Source organism: Tunturiibacter lichenicola (assembly GCF_051013355.1).
In the GTDB taxonomy this organism is placed as follows: Bacteria; Acidobacteriota; Terriglobia; order Terriglobales; family Acidobacteriaceae; genus Edaphobacter; species Edaphobacter lichenicola_F.
Genome location: NZ_CP132944.1, coordinates 3,260,239 through 3,275,261 on the forward strand (window position 1 = coordinate 3,260,239; position 15,023 = coordinate 3,275,261).

The following is a 15,023-nucleotide window of genomic DNA, read 5'->3' on the forward strand; positions in this document are numbered from 1 at the left end:
GTATCCTTACTGCCTGAACGGCGCATATTCTCAGGCAACCTTGAAGGCCTTGGAAGGTTCCCACCGCAATCGCGCGAAATATGTCATCTTGCCTCCCTTTCCTAGCGTCAAATCTCCAGAAACCGCGTTAAATAAAGTTAGATCCAGACATCCCCGAGCAAGCAGGACAAACCTGAGTGAATACCTCCCTCCTGGAATCACAGATCGAGCGACCGCCTACGTCACCAGTCCCGGCAGTCACGGCCCGCAAGCCGCCTCTCCCTGCGCTCACTGGCATTCGTACTTTACTCGCCATCTTCATCATCCTCTTCCACTTCACGCCGCCTCACCTCGGACTCCTTTATCCCATCATCGATAACGGTTACGTCTTCGTCGGCGTCTTCTTCCTTATCTCCGGATACGTTCTCACCTACAACTACGCCGATCGCGCCAAAACTCTCGTCAAGCGGGAGTTCTGGCTGGCCCGCTTCTCCCGTCTCTACCCCGTCTATCTCCTGGTCCTGATCATCTCGTTCCGCATGGTGCAGGAAGAGTGGCACGTGCGCTCCCACTTCGAGTTCTGGCAGGGAATCATCCTCACTCCACTGGTCCTCCAGGGTTGGAGCCCATCGGTCGCCACCTTCTGGAACACCGTCGCCTGGACCCTCTCCAGCGAGGTCGTCCTCTACGCCGCCTTCCCCTGGCTCATCCGCGCACCCTGGCCCAGGCGGCCTCTACACCTTGTCCTTCTCTTACTCGCGCTGTGGGTTATCGGCCTTATCCCTCATTCACTCTACCTATTGCTGAACCCCGACCACATCGTCGGCCCTGTTGACCGTTACAGCTCTACCCAACTCATCCGTTTCCTCAAGTACACACCGCTCCCCTACATCTGCACCTTCCTCACCGGCGTTACCCTCGGCAAACTCCAGCTCGCATTGACTCTCACCCCACGCCAGCGTCTTCTTCTCTCGGCGGTCAGCCTTACTGCGATAGGACTCTTCTTCTACACTCTTGTCCTTCACACCCCCTACCTTCTCATGCACGGTGGTCTCATGACTCCCGTATTCGCTGCCCTGGTTCTAGGCCTCAGCGGCCCTCATCCGATCTCAGCCCTCTTCTCCTGGCGTCCCCTCTTACTCATAGGCGAGAGCAGCTATTGCCTCTACCTGCTCCACTTCAACGTCTTCCAGCTTCTGCACATCTATCATGTGCCGGAGCGGCTCCACCTGGCAGCTCTGGATCCCTGGCTCTCTTACGCAATACTTATCCTGCTCGCTCTGGCAGCCTTTCACTTCGTCGAGGCGCCCGCTCGCAGAGCCATTCTTACCCGCTTCTCCCGCAAAGCCCGTCCCTCCCTGTCCACCGCGCGCTAGGGCAACGGCCGCAGTTGGTGTAGAGTCGCTTTCGCTTTTGTTTCTCCATTTCCGAAGGGAATCTGCGTTTGCAGTCTCTACACCGTAAGGGAAATTGCGCTGGAAGATTACTTACGCGTCATCGATTCGATGTTTGTTAAGCCATTATTTCCTGGTGGTGTGGTCCATCTGTTCCTTAGGACCCGAACCCAGTTGCCTTGAGCAAATCAGCCGGACAAAGCACTCTTACGTTCGTTGGACAGCAAAAAGCCCCGCAATCGCGGGGCTTTCTTACAACTCGAACAACGAGCGATTTAGTTGACGATGATCTGTGTCGGGTGCGATCCATTTGCCACCGTTACCGCACATGTTGGCAATGCACTCGAGGGGAACGGAGTATTCTGCACCTGCTTCAGCGTGCCGTTTTGCGGCGCAAGCTGCATTGCTGAGACGTCGCCCTCCAGATTATTCGGTGTATACAAGTAAATACCCAACGCTGGCTCGATCGTTACGCACATAGGTCCGGTACCTGTCGCCGTAGAGGCAGAGCCGATAGCTCCAGTCGGTGTCCCGGCATTTACGTCAAGCGCATAGGCTCCCACCGTGCCCGAGCTGAAGTTCGCAACATACAGGAACTTGCCCCGCGGATCGATCGTCAGGCCGACTGGAAAAATACCCGTCGGAAAGGGGCTGTTCACCATTGCAGTAAGCGAGCCATCGTTCTGGAGGTTATAGCCGTACAACTGATTGGTGGCTTCATCTGTGATGTAAGCCCACCGCGATGACGGGTCGACAGCGATCGCACTCGGCGTGGTTCCCGCGCCGTAACCGGTCGCCACTGTCCTGCCAGTGCTATCGGTCGTAATCGTGGTACCTGGAGTCGGCGTTAGACCACCAGACGTCGCATTCTGGGAAAATCCAAGTACCGTAGCCTTCGGCGTCGTCGTGGTCTCTTGATCGATAACATAAACGAATCGACCCACATTGCCGCTCGGCGGAATATTGCTTACGACAATGCCGGCTGGATTATTGCCGACAGGGAAGTAGTTCAGCGGATTGGCTGCAGTCGTTCCCACCGTCGTATTGGACACTGGTGTACCAAGGCTGCCGTCTTTATTGATCGGAAACACCGTGACACCGCCCGGCCCAGGCGAACCGGGGGAATAAAGCTGCTGTCCCTGCGGTCCAAGCTGGTACGTGAACGTCACATACAGAAACGCACCCGCTTGATCGATTGCGATCGCGGTCGGCTTGCTTCCCGTTACATTCACGGTGTTCTGCAGATAGATCTTCCCGTCGGTCCCGATCGCATACTGGCCAACCGTCGCGTCGTCCTGGTTCAGGACATACAGCGATAATCCATTCGGCGCCGCAACCAGCGTTATCGGCTGTCGGCCCGCGGGTATCGGCGAATCCGCAAGCGGCGTCAGCGAGCCAATCTGGAAGTCCACCGCATAGGCGCTAACGCCGCCATTCGGAGAAGTACTGGTCAGGGGTTTCGACGTCGTCACATACACATACGCCAGCACGTAGTCGCGGCTGCACGCCGTTACGCTTACCAACGCCAAAGACAAAATCGAGGCCAAAGTTCCGCGGCCCATCTTATTCCACTTCATGCTTGCCTAACTCCGGGGCAAATCGTTTCCGCCCACTACTGCTGTCGCGATACTCAGGATGCCATCACAACATCCTGTCCTGGTTCTCCAGCTGCCTTGCTGCCAGCTAGTCTACGTTGCCGCTTACCGCAAGGCATGTCGCCTGGCCTGTCGCGTTAAAGGTCGTCGCTCGTTTCAAGGGTGAGAGCTGACCGATAGTAGAGATACTCTTGCCGGACACCGTCCCATCTCCATTCGAGGTATAGATGTACTGGTTCGATGGGTCCTCGACCATGCAGACCGGCCCCGCTCCGACGGGATAAGGATTGTTCCCTAAGTCAGGCAGCTCCTGCAACTGACCGTTCGCCTGAATGTTGAACGCCGAAATGGAGCTGTTTGGTACCGTCGTGTTTGTCGTGGACTGATTCGCCACATACAAATGAAGATTCTTGCTGTCTACCAGCGTGTACACCGGGTTGGACGCCGGAGACAGGTTCGCGGTAGCGCCACCGGTGATCGTATTCAACGCGCACGATGTCGCTGCGACGGTGAACGGAAGGATCTGTCCCGGAGAGTTTGGTGCCCCCGCATCTGTTATATAGATCGCGCTTCCGCCGGCAATAATCGAGGTCGCCTTTGTCGCTCCGGTCGTGATCAGCGAGTTCGTCGTCTGCGTCAGCTGCCCACTGGCGCCTGCAGCGTAGGGAAACACCGTATTGTCCTGGGAGTTCAGTGTAAAGACGCATCCCCCGGAGATCGCCAACATCGAAGGCTGATTGCCAACCGGGAAGTAGGTCAACTGCAGCCCCGTAGCAGGGTCCTTGATCTGCTGGTTCAGTACCAAAGTCAACCGTCCCGTGCTCGGATCAGCCGAGAACACAGTGATCGCGCCATTTGCAGGAGGGACCGGCATCGGGTCGGACGGAGTCGCGCTCGGAGCCGGCGCAGTTTGGGACAGCACATACAAGAAATTACCGGTGCTGTCGTGTGCCGCCCATACCGGAGTAAATCCTTGTGCCTGGAAGCACTGCTGGAAGGTCAAGACACCCTGGCCACCCACGCTGAACTCGCTGATGCTCCCCGCCGTTCCGCAAAGGGGGTTGACGCCGGTAGTATTCGTGCCACCCTTGTTGACCACATACAGGAACCGGCCACCTGGCTTCACCACGAGCGAAACCGGATCCGCCCCGCCCGAGCTGAACGGAGAGTGCGGGATCTGCGTCAGATTACCCGAGAAGTCATCAATCTTAAAGCCTGCAATCTGGTTATACTGCGTTCCCAGAACCCACATGAACCCGATCGTGCCGCCACCGCACGCCGTCATGCCCAGACCCATCGCTACGGACGCTACCAAGGCCATTGATACCCGGCCAATCCTACTCAACTTCATGCGCTTCCTTAATCCTCGCCAGTGGACGATCTTCGCCCACCTTCTGCCGCGAGCAACTCTGTAGGGTACGATTCCTTCGCTTATTGTAGAAGCTGTCGAGACTTTGTGCCACTTATCCCACACATTCCAGTCAATCGATGACCAGAATCCACGCCATAGTTACCAACTCGCTAGCATCGAAAACAAAAAGATCACGTCCTCTTTTCAACTTCGTTTTCTGATAGACGCAACACAACATCATCGGTTGGCCTGCCGCGTCGCACAACTATTCGCCGGACTCTCGACTACTCCCCCAAACTCGCTGCCAGGCTCTCCAGATTCTGCGGATGCACCCGAATCACCCCACCCCGCGGACTGTCGATATCCGCAATCAGGAAAAACGAAACCGCAACCACAAGCGGCAGCACCATCAACACTCTCCCATCGATCTTCCGAGATCCAAACCCCAGCATCACATTGCAGAACAGCGCAATCCCAAACATCAGACACCACGCCCCCACAGGTATTCGATTCCACCACGCCGCCTGCGTGTACCCCTGCGAGTTGATCACGTCGTTCATCCCCGCAACCGCCAGCGCAATCACCGGTGTCGGCTGAGCCATCGCTGGTTTCGAGACCGCAGCCCAAAGCTCATCCTGCACCTTCCCCCTCGTCTGTATCAGCTGAGCCCGGTCATCCCAGGTACGTGCGTTGTAAAACTGGATTCTCAGGTCCGTGTACTGCCGCAGCAGACTTCGCACCTGCGTCCTATCCGGCTCCGGCAGCAGATCGGCCCGGACGTACTCAGTCCCAATCGCATTCGCCTCTTCCTCTTCGTAGTGCTTGCGCAGGTCGTAGCGCGACGTCGCCATCGAAAAGCTGAATCCGATAATCAGACCCAGCAACGTCAACGTAGCCGCGAGAACGGTTCCATAGTCCGGGCGTACCTCTTCCTCCAGGCCATGTATCCGCTGGCTGATGCGGCCGCCCAGCCACGCTGCAAACCACATCAGAAAAAACGTTAAGAAAAAAATAAATATTGGATAGTTCAAAGGATTCAACACCCTTCCCGCCTCTCTGGTCTCGAAGTGCCAGACTTCTCGCCGAAAGTCAGCGGCCACTCAAGCCCTTCGAGACTCCTCTATGAATTTTTCTTCGCCGCGGCCCCGAAAAACCCAAACAGCATATGCAAAACAGCCAGAGCCAGCGCCCCAAGAAACGCCGCCTTGAACGTCGTCACCGCAAACCCCGGCACAAACTTACTCGAGAACCAGAGAACCACCGCATTCACCACCAGGAAGAAGATCCCAAACGTCAGAATTCCCAGCGGCAGCGTGATGATCTTCAAAAACAGTCCCAACGTCGCATTGAGCAACCCAATCACAACCACCGCAATAAACGCCGAAACTACATTAGTCACAATGAATCCATCGACGAAGTGCGAAACAACCAACAGGGCCAGGGCATTCAAAATCCAGTGCAAGAGCAAGCGAAGCATAGTCCGTCCTTATGCAGCAAAATTGAAATCTCGATTTGCGACCAGCATATCCGACGCCGGTATTTTTCGGCACAAATTCTGCGGAGCCCTCAACGTCCCTCGAAAGCCACCATCACTTCGCCGTCTCATGGTCATAGCTGATCACCCGCGAGACCTTCCACGCGCCATCCTTGTACTGCCACAAATGAACGAACTTCGCCTCTCCCACCGCCCCATGGTCTTGCATCCTCGGATGGTAAAACCGGTGCGTCCCAATCTCCACCGCGCCATAGTCGTGTATCGGATACACCTCCAGCGACCCCGGCACCAGCTGCCGCGTCACCTTCCCGCAGATGTTGTTCTTGATCGCATCCAGAAACACCTGCTTGCCCACCGCGAGCCCAGTCTTGTCGTGATAAAACTCCAGGTCGTCCACCACCAGCATCCCAAGCTTCTCCAGATTGCACGTGTTGTACGCATCGAACAGCTCTTTATCCAGCGTCTTAATCGCCTTCGTCAACTCCGCATCATTCTTGATCTCACCCAGCGAAGGAACCGTCTGCGCCTGCGCACCAGTCACTACGCCACCCAACACAACCAACAACAAAACACAAAACTTCCTCATAGCCGCTCTCCTCGCTCGCATCCAGATTTGAATTCGGAACACTTACGGCAGTACGCAGCCACAACGCACAATGTTCGCGTCACTCGGGAAGGGAATCGCTCAAAATCTCTCGCAGCATCGAAGGTCCTCACCAGACGAAGCAGAATAAGGAAGAACCCAAGCCTCACCGCGCGCTCGGACTCACTCCAATCGTCTTCATCCAAACATCCACCAGATCCGGCCACCCCGTCACCGGCAACTTGGTCCGCCGAAGGCCATACCCATGCCCACCCTCGGCATAAATATGCAATTCGGTCGGCACGCCGGCATTCTTCAGTGCGAGAAAATAAGCCGTAGCATTCTCCACATGTGCCGTGTCGTCATCCTCTGCCTGCAGTAGAAACGTCGGCGGCGTCTCCTTCGTCACCGGAATATCCGGATTGAACATCATCCCCTTCTCCGCCAGCACCAGATATCCCGGATAAAGCACCACGGCAAAGTCCGGCCTGCAACTCAAATCATCCGCAGCATCCACCTTCGGATACAGCCGCGCCGTAAAGTGCGTACTCAACGCTGCCGCAAGATGCCCACCGGCAGAGAATCCCAGCACCCCAACCCGCTTCGGATCGATCTTCCACTCCGTCGCATGCGCCCTCACCAACCCGACGGCTCTCTGCGCATCCTGCAACGCCTCATCCGACTTCGGATACGGCCCCGTCTCCGGCACTCTGTACTTCAGCAGCACGCACGTCACTCCGCGCGAGGTCAGCCAGTCGCACACCTCGGTCCCCTCAAGATCCATCGCCAGGATGTGGTACCCACCCCCAGGAAACACGACCACCGCCGCACCACTGCTCCCACCCTTCGGCTCAAACAGCGTCAACGTCGGCGCAGACACATTCCCCAGCCGAACCACGGCCTTACCCGCAATCTGCTTATCAGCCGCCGTCGAAGTATCCGCCTCCGGTCCCGTCGTCGTATTCGCCCCCGGTCCCGTCGTCGTATTCGCCCCCGGTCCCGTCGTCGTATTCGCCCCCGGCGCACCCTTCGGCCACAGCGTTACCACCGCATGTCCCGCCGCCACCGGCCACCCCGAAGACTGCGCCCCCGCTACCCCACCAAAACACACCATCACCAAACCAAACAAAACACGTCGCATCCAAAACCCTCCACGAAACCCGCAGCCATCATCACAACAAACCCTACCGCACGCAAGGCTGCCACTCGAACACGACACCAAAGCGGCACGAGAACAACGCAAACAAGAAACAGCGCAAACAAGAAACAACGCAAAACAAGGAACAGCGCAAACAAGGACGACGCAAACAAGGACGATGCGGTTTCGGTTGTTTTTGTTTTTTGGTTGTCATCCCGTAGGGATCTGCTGTTGCTCTTGTTCTTGCAGTTGTCCTTGCTGTTGCCTGTTCTTTTTGTTGTCATCCCCGCAGGGGATCTGCGTTTGCTGTTGCCGTTGCCTGTTTCTTTTGTTGTTGTCGTCGCCTGTTCTTTGTTGTTGCCTTTGCTTGTTCTTTTGTTGTTGCCGTTGCTTGTTCTTTTGTTGTTGCCGTTGCTTGTTCTTTTGTTGTTGCCGTTGCTTGTTCTTTTGTTGTCATCCCGTAGGGATCTGCTGTTGTTTTCGTTTTGTCTTCTCCCACTTATTTCTTCTATCCAAAAAGATCCAACCCCACGAAACATTTAGACTAAAAGCCGTCCATCATGAATATCCTCACCGCTTGGCTCCGCTCTCACGTCCCCAACATCCCGGCCGATGACCACCAACTCGCCGAAGACCTCACCCTCCGCGGAATCGCTGTAGAAGGAGTCCACAATCTCGGCCCAAACAACGGCCACCTATTCGAGATGGACATCACCACCAACCGCGTCGACGCGATGAACCACTACGGCATCGCCCGCGAGGCCGCGACCATCTACAACCTGCCTCTCGCACCCTTCAACACCAAACTCCCCATCGGCACCCTAGTCGACGAGCCATTCCCCGTCCGCATCTCCCCCGAAGCCAAAGGCCTCTGCGGACGTTTCACCGCCCAGGTCCTACGCGGCGTCACCATCGCCACCAGCACCGGCGAAATCAAAACCTACTTCGAAGCACTCGGCCAAAAACAAATCTCCAACGTCGTCGACGCCTCCAACTTCGTCCTCCTCGGCATGGGCCATCCCACCCACGCCTTCGACCTCGACAAGATCTCAGGCGGCATCGTCGTCCGCCTCGCCCACAAGGGAGAAAAATTAAAACTCCTCGACGGCACCGACCGCACCCTCGAAGCCGACGACCTGGTAGTAGCCGACGAAAAGAAGGCCCTGGCGCTAGCCGGAGTCATGGGCGGCTGGGACTCCATGATCACCCCTGAAACAAAAAACATCCTCGTCGAAGCTGCATGGTTCGATCAGGCCACCGTCCGCCGCAGCTCCCGCCGACACGGCCTCCACACCGACGCATCCCACCGCTTTGAGCGCGGCGCCGACTTCAACGCCGCCCCCGTCGCCAACGCCCTCGTCACCCAGCTCATCCTTCAGGCCGGAGGCAAGCTCGAAGGCGAACTCATCGACCTTATCGATCCCGAAGTCGCCGCCCGCACCGCCTCGCGCCCACCCATCGAACTCTCCGTCAAACAAGTTCAGCGCCACCTCGGCACCACCATCGACCCGCAAGGCATCACCTCCGACGTCGTCTCCCAGTACCTCACCTCGCTAGGCTGCGAACTCCTCCTCCACGGCCTGCGCGACGATCAAGCCGTCTACTCCACGAAGCTCCCAAGCTGGCGTCTCGACCTCGAACGCGAGATCGACCTCATCGAAGAGGTCGCCCGCGTCTACGGCTACAACCGCTTCGCCAACACCCTCCCCACCCCCGGCATCGTCATCGACCATCCCACCGCGGCCAAAGAAGCAGCCGTCCGCACGCGCCTCCTCGCCCTCGGCTTCAGCGAGTCCGTCTCCAGCAGCTTCGCCGGCCAACCCGACGCCGACCTCTTTTATTCGTCAGCGATAAAGGCACAGGGACCACAACATCCGGGTGGCCCATCCTTTGCAGCTTCACCGCATAGGGTGGGTTATTCGCAAAGCGAACCGTCTTCTTCCAACGTGGCAACCACAACGGTCCCCATGGAGAACCCACTCTCCGAAGAGGCATCGCTTCTCCGTCCCTCACTCGTCCCGGGCATGGTCACGATGCTCGCCCACAACCTCAACCGCGACGTCAAAGAAGTCCGCCTCTTCGAACAAGGCCAGATCTTCACCGCCACCATCCCCGCCGACGGCACCTTCATCTCCGAAGTCCACGAAGCCCCGCAGCTCTCCCTCGGCCTCACCACCGCCTCTCCGCAACCAACGGCCCCGCTCCAAATCGCAGCCGACGCCCCCTTCTTCGAGCTCAAGGGCGCAATCGAATCTCTCCTCTCCCTCTTCGATCTGAACGCGGCAAACGACACATTACCCCGAGTTGTCGCGTCAGAGGTTCTAGCATCAGAGAAGGAGTCGTCATCTCGATCGGAGGCGGCAAGAAATGCCTCTCCTTCCGACCTTCCAGCGTCGTCAAAAGAGTCGTCATCTCGACCGGAGGCGGCGCTTTTGCCGCCGGAGCGGAGAGACCCCCGCATTTCTTCCGCACAGCCGCTAACCTTCTCAGCAGAAGCCCCAGCGTGGCTCCAACCCGGCCGTGGCGCCACCGCCCTCCTCAACAACCAACCCATCGCCCACTTCGGCGAACTAGCCCACGCGCAACGCGAAGCCCGCAAGCTCCGCCAGCCCATCTACCTCGCGCAGCTCGACCTCGCCGCTCTCTACCAGCTCCCCCTCAAAAAGATCACCGCCCACGATCTCTCCCGCTATCAGGCCGTCGAGCGCGACTTCTCCTTCGTCTTCTCCGACACCATCCAGTGGCAAGCCGTAGCGTCCGCCATCCACGCGCTAGCCATCCCCGAGCTGCAAAGCCTCAAGCCCATCGAAGTCTGGCGCGACGCAAAGAAATATCCCGGTGTCTACTCACTCCTCCTCCGCACTGTCTTTCAATCAAACGACCGCACCCTCCGCGACGAGGAACTAACCGACTGGTGGACAAAGATCATCGCCGCCCTCACCGCGCTAGGCGGCACCATCCGCGACGGCGCAGCCACCTCCGCCAACAAAATCTGACCTGACCTACGGCTACTTCTGCGGCTGCAGTTGTTTTTGCGGCTGCAGTTGCATGCATTTGCCTTAGCTGTTGCCTGTTCTATTTGTTGTCATTCCGCAGCGAAGCGGAGGAATCTGCTGTTGCCTAGCTCCTCAACGGCCGCCAGGACCGAACCAGCAAAAAATAAATCTCAAAACCGTGTCACATTTTTCCCCACCAAAAATCCACCACGCAAAACACCACATCCACCACACCAAACACCACAATCGCACCACAAATTCACCATCCAATCACCACCAAAATCGCACAACCCCCTTGAATTACGCCTACTTCACCACAAACCGAATTTAATCCGCACAAACTCGCACCCAAATAGATTCCACCCGCGTTTTCCCCAGCGAAAATCCACCTCTTCGCCGTCTATACTGAGAACAATATGAGCACTTCCACCATCAGCCCGAACATCAGCGCAGACGAGTTCCAGGCCCTCGAGCAAAAAGTTCTCCGTGCCGTCGAAATCGTAAAGCGTGAGCGTGAAGCCCGCGCCGCAGCCGAAGCCGAAGTCGCCACTCTCCGCGAGCAGCTCGCCGAGCAGCAAAGCCTCGCAGCCATGACCGAAACCGAGCTCACCACACTTACCAAAGAGCGCGAAACCGTCCGCCACCGCGTCGAAAAGATGCTCCAGCAGATGGACGAACTCCTCTAAAACCTCACGTAAAGGAGACCCGATGGACCAGACCCTCGAAGCCGCAAAGGCCCCCGCCGAGCCGACGCAAAACCAGTCCATCGCCGTCGACATCTACGACCAGGTCTACAATCTCCGCGGCACCGATCCCGCCTACATCGAACGCCTCGCCGCCATCGTCGACGCCAAGATGCGCGCCGTCTCCGCCCACGGCAACACCGTCGACTCCCTGCGTGTCGCCGTCCTAGCCGCGCTCAACATCGCCGACGAGCTCTGCTGCGCCCGCGATCGCAACGACAACCTCGCCGGCAGCCTCCAGAACTCGCAGCAATCCCTCCGCTCCCGCGCCGGCACCATCGCCCACATGCTCGACGAGGTCCTCGAAGAGCGCAAAGTCGGCTAACCCTCCGAATCCATCGAACCCGCGATTTTGCTTGAGTTTCTCCGCTCCTGCTGCAATGATCGACAGCGCCGATCATCATCACCACCGGAGCTCTTCGATGCGTCGTCCCACCCTGCTCGCTGTTCTTATTCTCTACGCTACCTTCTGCCTTTCTCCCGCCATTGCACAGACCGCTCCAGACTACAAATCCGACCCAAAGTTTCAGGCCGCCATCGCAGAAGGGAAGAAGCTCAAGCACGACCGCCAGATCTTCTTCGCCATCGATGCCTACAAAAAGGCCAGCAAGATCGCCAACGGTAAAGACCTCGACGTCCTGAACGAGATCCTTGCGCTTCAACTCAGCACTGGCAACTACAAAGACGCCGTCACAACTGCATCCTCACTCGAAGCCGCATCCACCACGCCTATTCTCAAATCCCGCGCCGAAGCCAACCGCGGGTACGCTCTCTTCCTGCAGGCTGGCGAGAAGAACAAGCCCGATCTGATGAACGCCGCTGATGCCGCCTTCAAAGCCGCCATCGTCGACGATCCAAAAAACGCCACCGCGCTCTATCTCGACGGCACAGTCCTCGCTCACATGGGCAAGATGGACGCAGCCCGCGAGCAATTCAAATCCTGTGTCAGCTGCGTCAACCCCGAAGACCCCAGCTATCTTCGCGCCAAGCATTTCGCTGAAGATCCCTCGCTCTCCGTGCACAAGATGGCTCCGGCCATCGACGTCGTTGCTCTCGACGGATCCAAGTTCAACCTAGACGCCATGGGCGGTCGCGTCGTCCTCATCGACTTCTGGGCCACCTGGTGCGGTCCCTGCAACGAAGAGCTCCCGCACATGAAGAAGATCGCCAAAGAGTTCGCTGGCCAGCCTCTGGTCATCATCAGCATCAGTTGGGACTCGGACGAGACAAAATGGAAGAACTTCATCGAAAAGAACGAGATGACCTGGGTCCAATATCGCGACCCCGACCACTCCCTCAGCAAAAAATTCGGCGTCGAAGCCATCCCGCACTACTTCACCATCGACTCCGATGGTGTCCTCACCGCCGAGATGCTCGGCTCCGGCTCCGACGTCGAAGGCAAACTAAAAAAACTGATCGCCCGCGCCAAAACCTCAGCGCCACCAACAAATCAGGTCGGCAATTAGCTTGAAGGCTTCGCAGTTGGAGCCAAAGCCGCGCAGCTCCATAACTTGCCAATCCCTCGCCGCACGTTTAGCATCCAATCTTAAGAAACCGGCCTGCAAAGCAGGTACGCGACCCACGCTGGTTGAACCAATATTCATTGAACAGGGGCCTGGCTCGTATACATGGTTCGGTGTGCTGTCCTCCAGTCAGGAATGCCTAAAGAACCACGGCAGGGTCCCGCCGTCTTAGACGGGTTCACCAGCGACTCGACGTACGGCCCAGTGGGTCGGTCTTCTTACCTAAAACCTCGGAACGGTTGAAGTTCACTCCGTTGCCCTCGCAGTTGTTCTTGCTTTAGTCGTTGCTTGTTTTTTGGTTGTCATCCCGTAGGGATCTGCTGTTGCTGTTGTTCTGCCCCCGAACGTGCACCCCTACCTCATCCACTCCGGCCATCTCCTAATACCCACATTCGGCGTCCTCGCTGCCGTTGGCCTCATGGCCGCACTCACCCTCAGCCTCCGCACAGCCGCAACCGTCGGCATCAATCCCAACAAGCTCTGGGACGCAGGGCTCTTCACCCTCCTCTTAGCCTTCGCGCTCTCCCGCGTTCTCCTCGTCCTCTCGAACTTCCACGACTTCCTCGCCTATCCCATTCTCCTGCTGATGGTGCCCTCCCTCACCACCGGCGGCATCCTCCTAACCATCCTCGCAACGGTGATCTACCTCCGCTTACGCAGCTTCCCCATCCTCGACACCCTCGATGCATGGAGCCCCTGCGCCACCATCATCTGGGCCTTCCTTGCACTGGGACACTTCTCCGAAGGCAGCGACGCGGGCCTGCCCACCGCGCTCCCTTGGGCCACACATATCCCACCCGATCCCACTCGCCTGCACCCGGTCCCGCTCTACGCTGCCATCGCGGCGGCTCTCCTCACTCTGGCTCTTATTCGCCAACTCCGCCGCCGTCAACATCCAGGCGATACCCTAGCGTTCGCACTCACAGCAGCCGGAGTAATCCAGTTCCTCCTCACCTTCTTCCGCCAGCCTTACCCCTACACCAACGCGCCGTACGGCATCCTCGACCCCATCCAATGGATCGCCATCGGTATGATCGTTACAGCAGGCCTCATCGTTCTGCTGCCAAGAAAGCTGGTCACCACCAATGCCGTCTAAGAACATGCTCCCCAAGGGCCAGCGCCGTCGCACCGTACGTCCCGAATACGTCGCAACTCGCGGCATCGAAGAAGCCGCCCCACTCCCAGTCCCGGTCATCGAGTTCGACGAAGTCGAAGAAGACTCCGACGCAGCATCCATTCGTACCTTCACCGCCGACCCCGCCGCCGCCAACCTCCGCCTCGACCAGTACCTCGCCCAGGCCATCCCCGACATCAGCCGCGCCCGCGTCCAACTCCTCATCGAAGCCGGTCAGGTCCGTGTCGACGGCAACCCCGCCAAGCCCAAACAGAAGCTCCACGGTGGCGAATCCATCGAGATCGAAGGCTCCCCCCAGCCCGAACCACTCCACGCCATCCCCGAGGACATCCCCCTCGACATCCTCCATGAAGACAAGCACCTGGCCGTCATCAACAAGCCAGCAGGCATGATGGTGCACGCGGGAGCCGGAAGCACAGACGACGTCCGCAACCGCGGCACGCTCGTCAACGCTCTCCTCTTTCACTTCGCAAAGCTCTCGGACGTAGCCGGCGACCTCCGCCCCGGCATCGTCCACCGCCTCGACAAGCTCACCAGCGGCCTCATCCTCGTCGCCAAAGACGACAGCACCCACCGCAAGCTCGGTGAGATGTTCTCCCGCCGCCAGGTAACGAAAACTTACGTAGCCCTGCTCCACGGCCACCTCAAAAAAGACGACACCACCGTCAACCTTCCCATCGCCCGCGACGTCATCCGCCGCACCCGTATGACCACCCGCCGCGCCGATGGCCGCACTGCCGTCTCCCACTTCCACGTCCTCGAACGTCTAACCACTCCCTATGCCCCCTTCACCCTCGTCGAGGTCCGCATCGAGACTGGCCGCACCCATCAGATCCGCGTCCACGCCCAATCCCTCGGCCACCCCGTCGTCGGCGACACACTCTATGGCGCTCCGCACGCCGTCCCTGGCCTTTCTCCTGAGAAAAACCTCAACCGCAACTTCCTCCACGCCGCGCATCTCTCCTTCACCCACCCCCAAACCCACAAGCCCATGGACCTCGCTGCCCCCCTCCCCATTGAGCTCGAGACGTTTTTGCAAGCAATTCGCACGAATTCGTCCACAATTGAGTAGAATCATCCGAGTGATCGTC

14 protein-coding genes and 1 other RNA gene are annotated in these 15,023 nt (G+C 58.3%); 8 read left to right on the forward strand and 7 right to left on the reverse strand.

Annotated features, from left to right (window positions below; translation table 11 throughout):
* Positions 1 to 176 precede the first annotated feature (176 nt).
* Positions 177 to 1,355 (forward strand): acyltransferase family protein, encoded by a 1,179-nt coding sequence (locus RBB82_RS13725; RefSeq protein ID WP_433971165.1) that lies wholly within the window; start codon positions 177 to 179, stop codon positions 1,353 to 1,355.
* A 293-nt stretch (positions 1,356 to 1,648) separates the two neighbouring features.
* Here RBB82_RS13725 and RBB82_RS13730 read toward each other — a convergent pair whose 3' ends face one another.
* The 7 genes from RBB82_RS13730 to RBB82_RS13760 all read right to left on the reverse strand — a co-directional run bounded on the left by RBB82_RS13730 (position 1,649) and on the right by RBB82_RS13760 (position 8,034).
* Positions 1,649 to 2,950, reverse strand: a complete 1,302-nt coding sequence (locus tag RBB82_RS13730) for a lactonase family protein (protein ID WP_433971166.1) — start codon at positions 2,948 to 2,950, stop codon at positions 1,649 to 1,651.
* A 106-nt stretch (positions 2,951 to 3,056) separates the two neighbouring features.
* The gene (locus RBB82_RS13735; RefSeq protein WP_433971167.1) at positions 3,057 to 4,289 is read right to left on the reverse strand and encodes a beta-propeller fold lactonase family protein; all 1,233 of its coding nucleotides are present in this window, start codon (positions 4,287 to 4,289) and stop codon (positions 3,057 to 3,059) included.
* Positions 4,290 to 4,603: 314 nt separating this feature from the next.
* A complete protein-coding gene (locus RBB82_RS13740; protein ID WP_433971168.1) occupies positions 4,604 to 5,419 on the reverse strand; it encodes a hypothetical protein in 816 nt (271 codons plus the stop codon).
* A gap of 20 nt (positions 5,420 to 5,439) precedes the next feature.
* Positions 5,440 to 5,796, reverse strand: coding sequence for a phage holin family protein (locus tag RBB82_RS13745; protein ID WP_433971169.1), 357 nt, complete (start codon positions 5,794 to 5,796; stop codon positions 5,440 to 5,442).
* Positions 5,797 to 5,908: 112 nt separating this feature from the next.
* The gene (locus tag RBB82_RS13750; protein ID WP_433971170.1) at positions 5,909 to 6,400 is read right to left on the reverse strand and encodes a nuclear transport factor 2 family protein; all 492 of its coding nucleotides are present in this window, start codon (positions 6,398 to 6,400) and stop codon (positions 5,909 to 5,911) included.
* A gap of 163 nt (positions 6,401 to 6,563) precedes the next feature.
* Positions 6,564 to 7,538, reverse strand: a complete 975-nt coding sequence (locus tag RBB82_RS13755; RefSeq protein ID WP_433971171.1) for an alpha/beta hydrolase — start codon at positions 7,536 to 7,538, stop codon at positions 6,564 to 6,566.
* A 277-nt stretch (positions 7,539 to 7,815) separates the two neighbouring features.
* Positions 7,816 to 8,034: a hypothetical protein gene (locus RBB82_RS13760; protein ID WP_433971173.1), complete on the reverse strand. Its 219-nt coding sequence runs from the start codon at positions 8,032 to 8,034 to the stop codon at positions 7,816 to 7,818.
* Between the two features lie 61 nt (positions 8,035 to 8,095).
* On the opposite strand from RBB82_RS13760, the gene RBB82_RS13765 reads away from it, so the two are divergent.
* The 7 genes from RBB82_RS13765 to RBB82_RS13795 all read left to right on the forward strand — a co-directional run bounded on the left by RBB82_RS13765 (position 8,096) and on the right by RBB82_RS13795 (position 15,004).
* On the forward strand, positions 8,096 to 10,531 hold the full coding sequence (locus RBB82_RS13765; RefSeq protein ID WP_433971174.1) for a phenylalanine--tRNA ligase subunit beta: 2,436 nt from the start codon (positions 8,096 to 8,098) through the stop codon (positions 10,529 to 10,531).
* A gap of 416 nt (positions 10,532 to 10,947) precedes the next feature.
* Positions 10,948 to 11,217, forward strand: coding sequence for a hypothetical protein (locus RBB82_RS13770; protein WP_433971175.1), 270 nt, complete (start codon positions 10,948 to 10,950; stop codon positions 11,215 to 11,217).
* A gap of 22 nt (positions 11,218 to 11,239) precedes the next feature.
* Entirely contained in the window at positions 11,240 to 11,599 is a 360-nt protein-coding gene (locus RBB82_RS13775; RefSeq protein WP_433971177.1) for a cell division protein ZapA, read from the forward strand.
* Between the two features lie 97 nt (positions 11,600 to 11,696).
* The gene (locus tag RBB82_RS13780; protein ID WP_433971178.1) at positions 11,697 to 12,740 is read left to right on the forward strand and encodes a redoxin family protein; all 1,044 of its coding nucleotides are present in this window, start codon (positions 11,697 to 11,699) and stop codon (positions 12,738 to 12,740) included.
* A gap of 87 nt (positions 12,741 to 12,827) precedes the next feature.
* Positions 12,828 to 13,012: non-coding RNA, 6S RNA (gene ssrS, locus RBB82_RS13785), on the forward strand.
* A 131-nt stretch (positions 13,013 to 13,143) separates the two neighbouring features.
* Positions 13,144 to 13,893 (forward strand): prolipoprotein diacylglyceryl transferase, encoded by a 750-nt coding sequence (locus RBB82_RS13790; RefSeq protein ID WP_433971179.1) that lies wholly within the window; start codon positions 13,144 to 13,146, stop codon positions 13,891 to 13,893.
* A complete protein-coding gene (locus tag RBB82_RS13795) occupies positions 13,883 to 15,004 on the forward strand; it encodes an RluA family pseudouridine synthase (RefSeq protein ID WP_433971180.1) in 1,122 nt (373 codons plus the stop codon). Before RBB82_RS13790 ends, RBB82_RS13795 begins: the two co-directional genes overlap by 11 nt.
* The last annotated feature ends 19 nt before the right edge of the window (positions 15,005 to 15,023 follow it).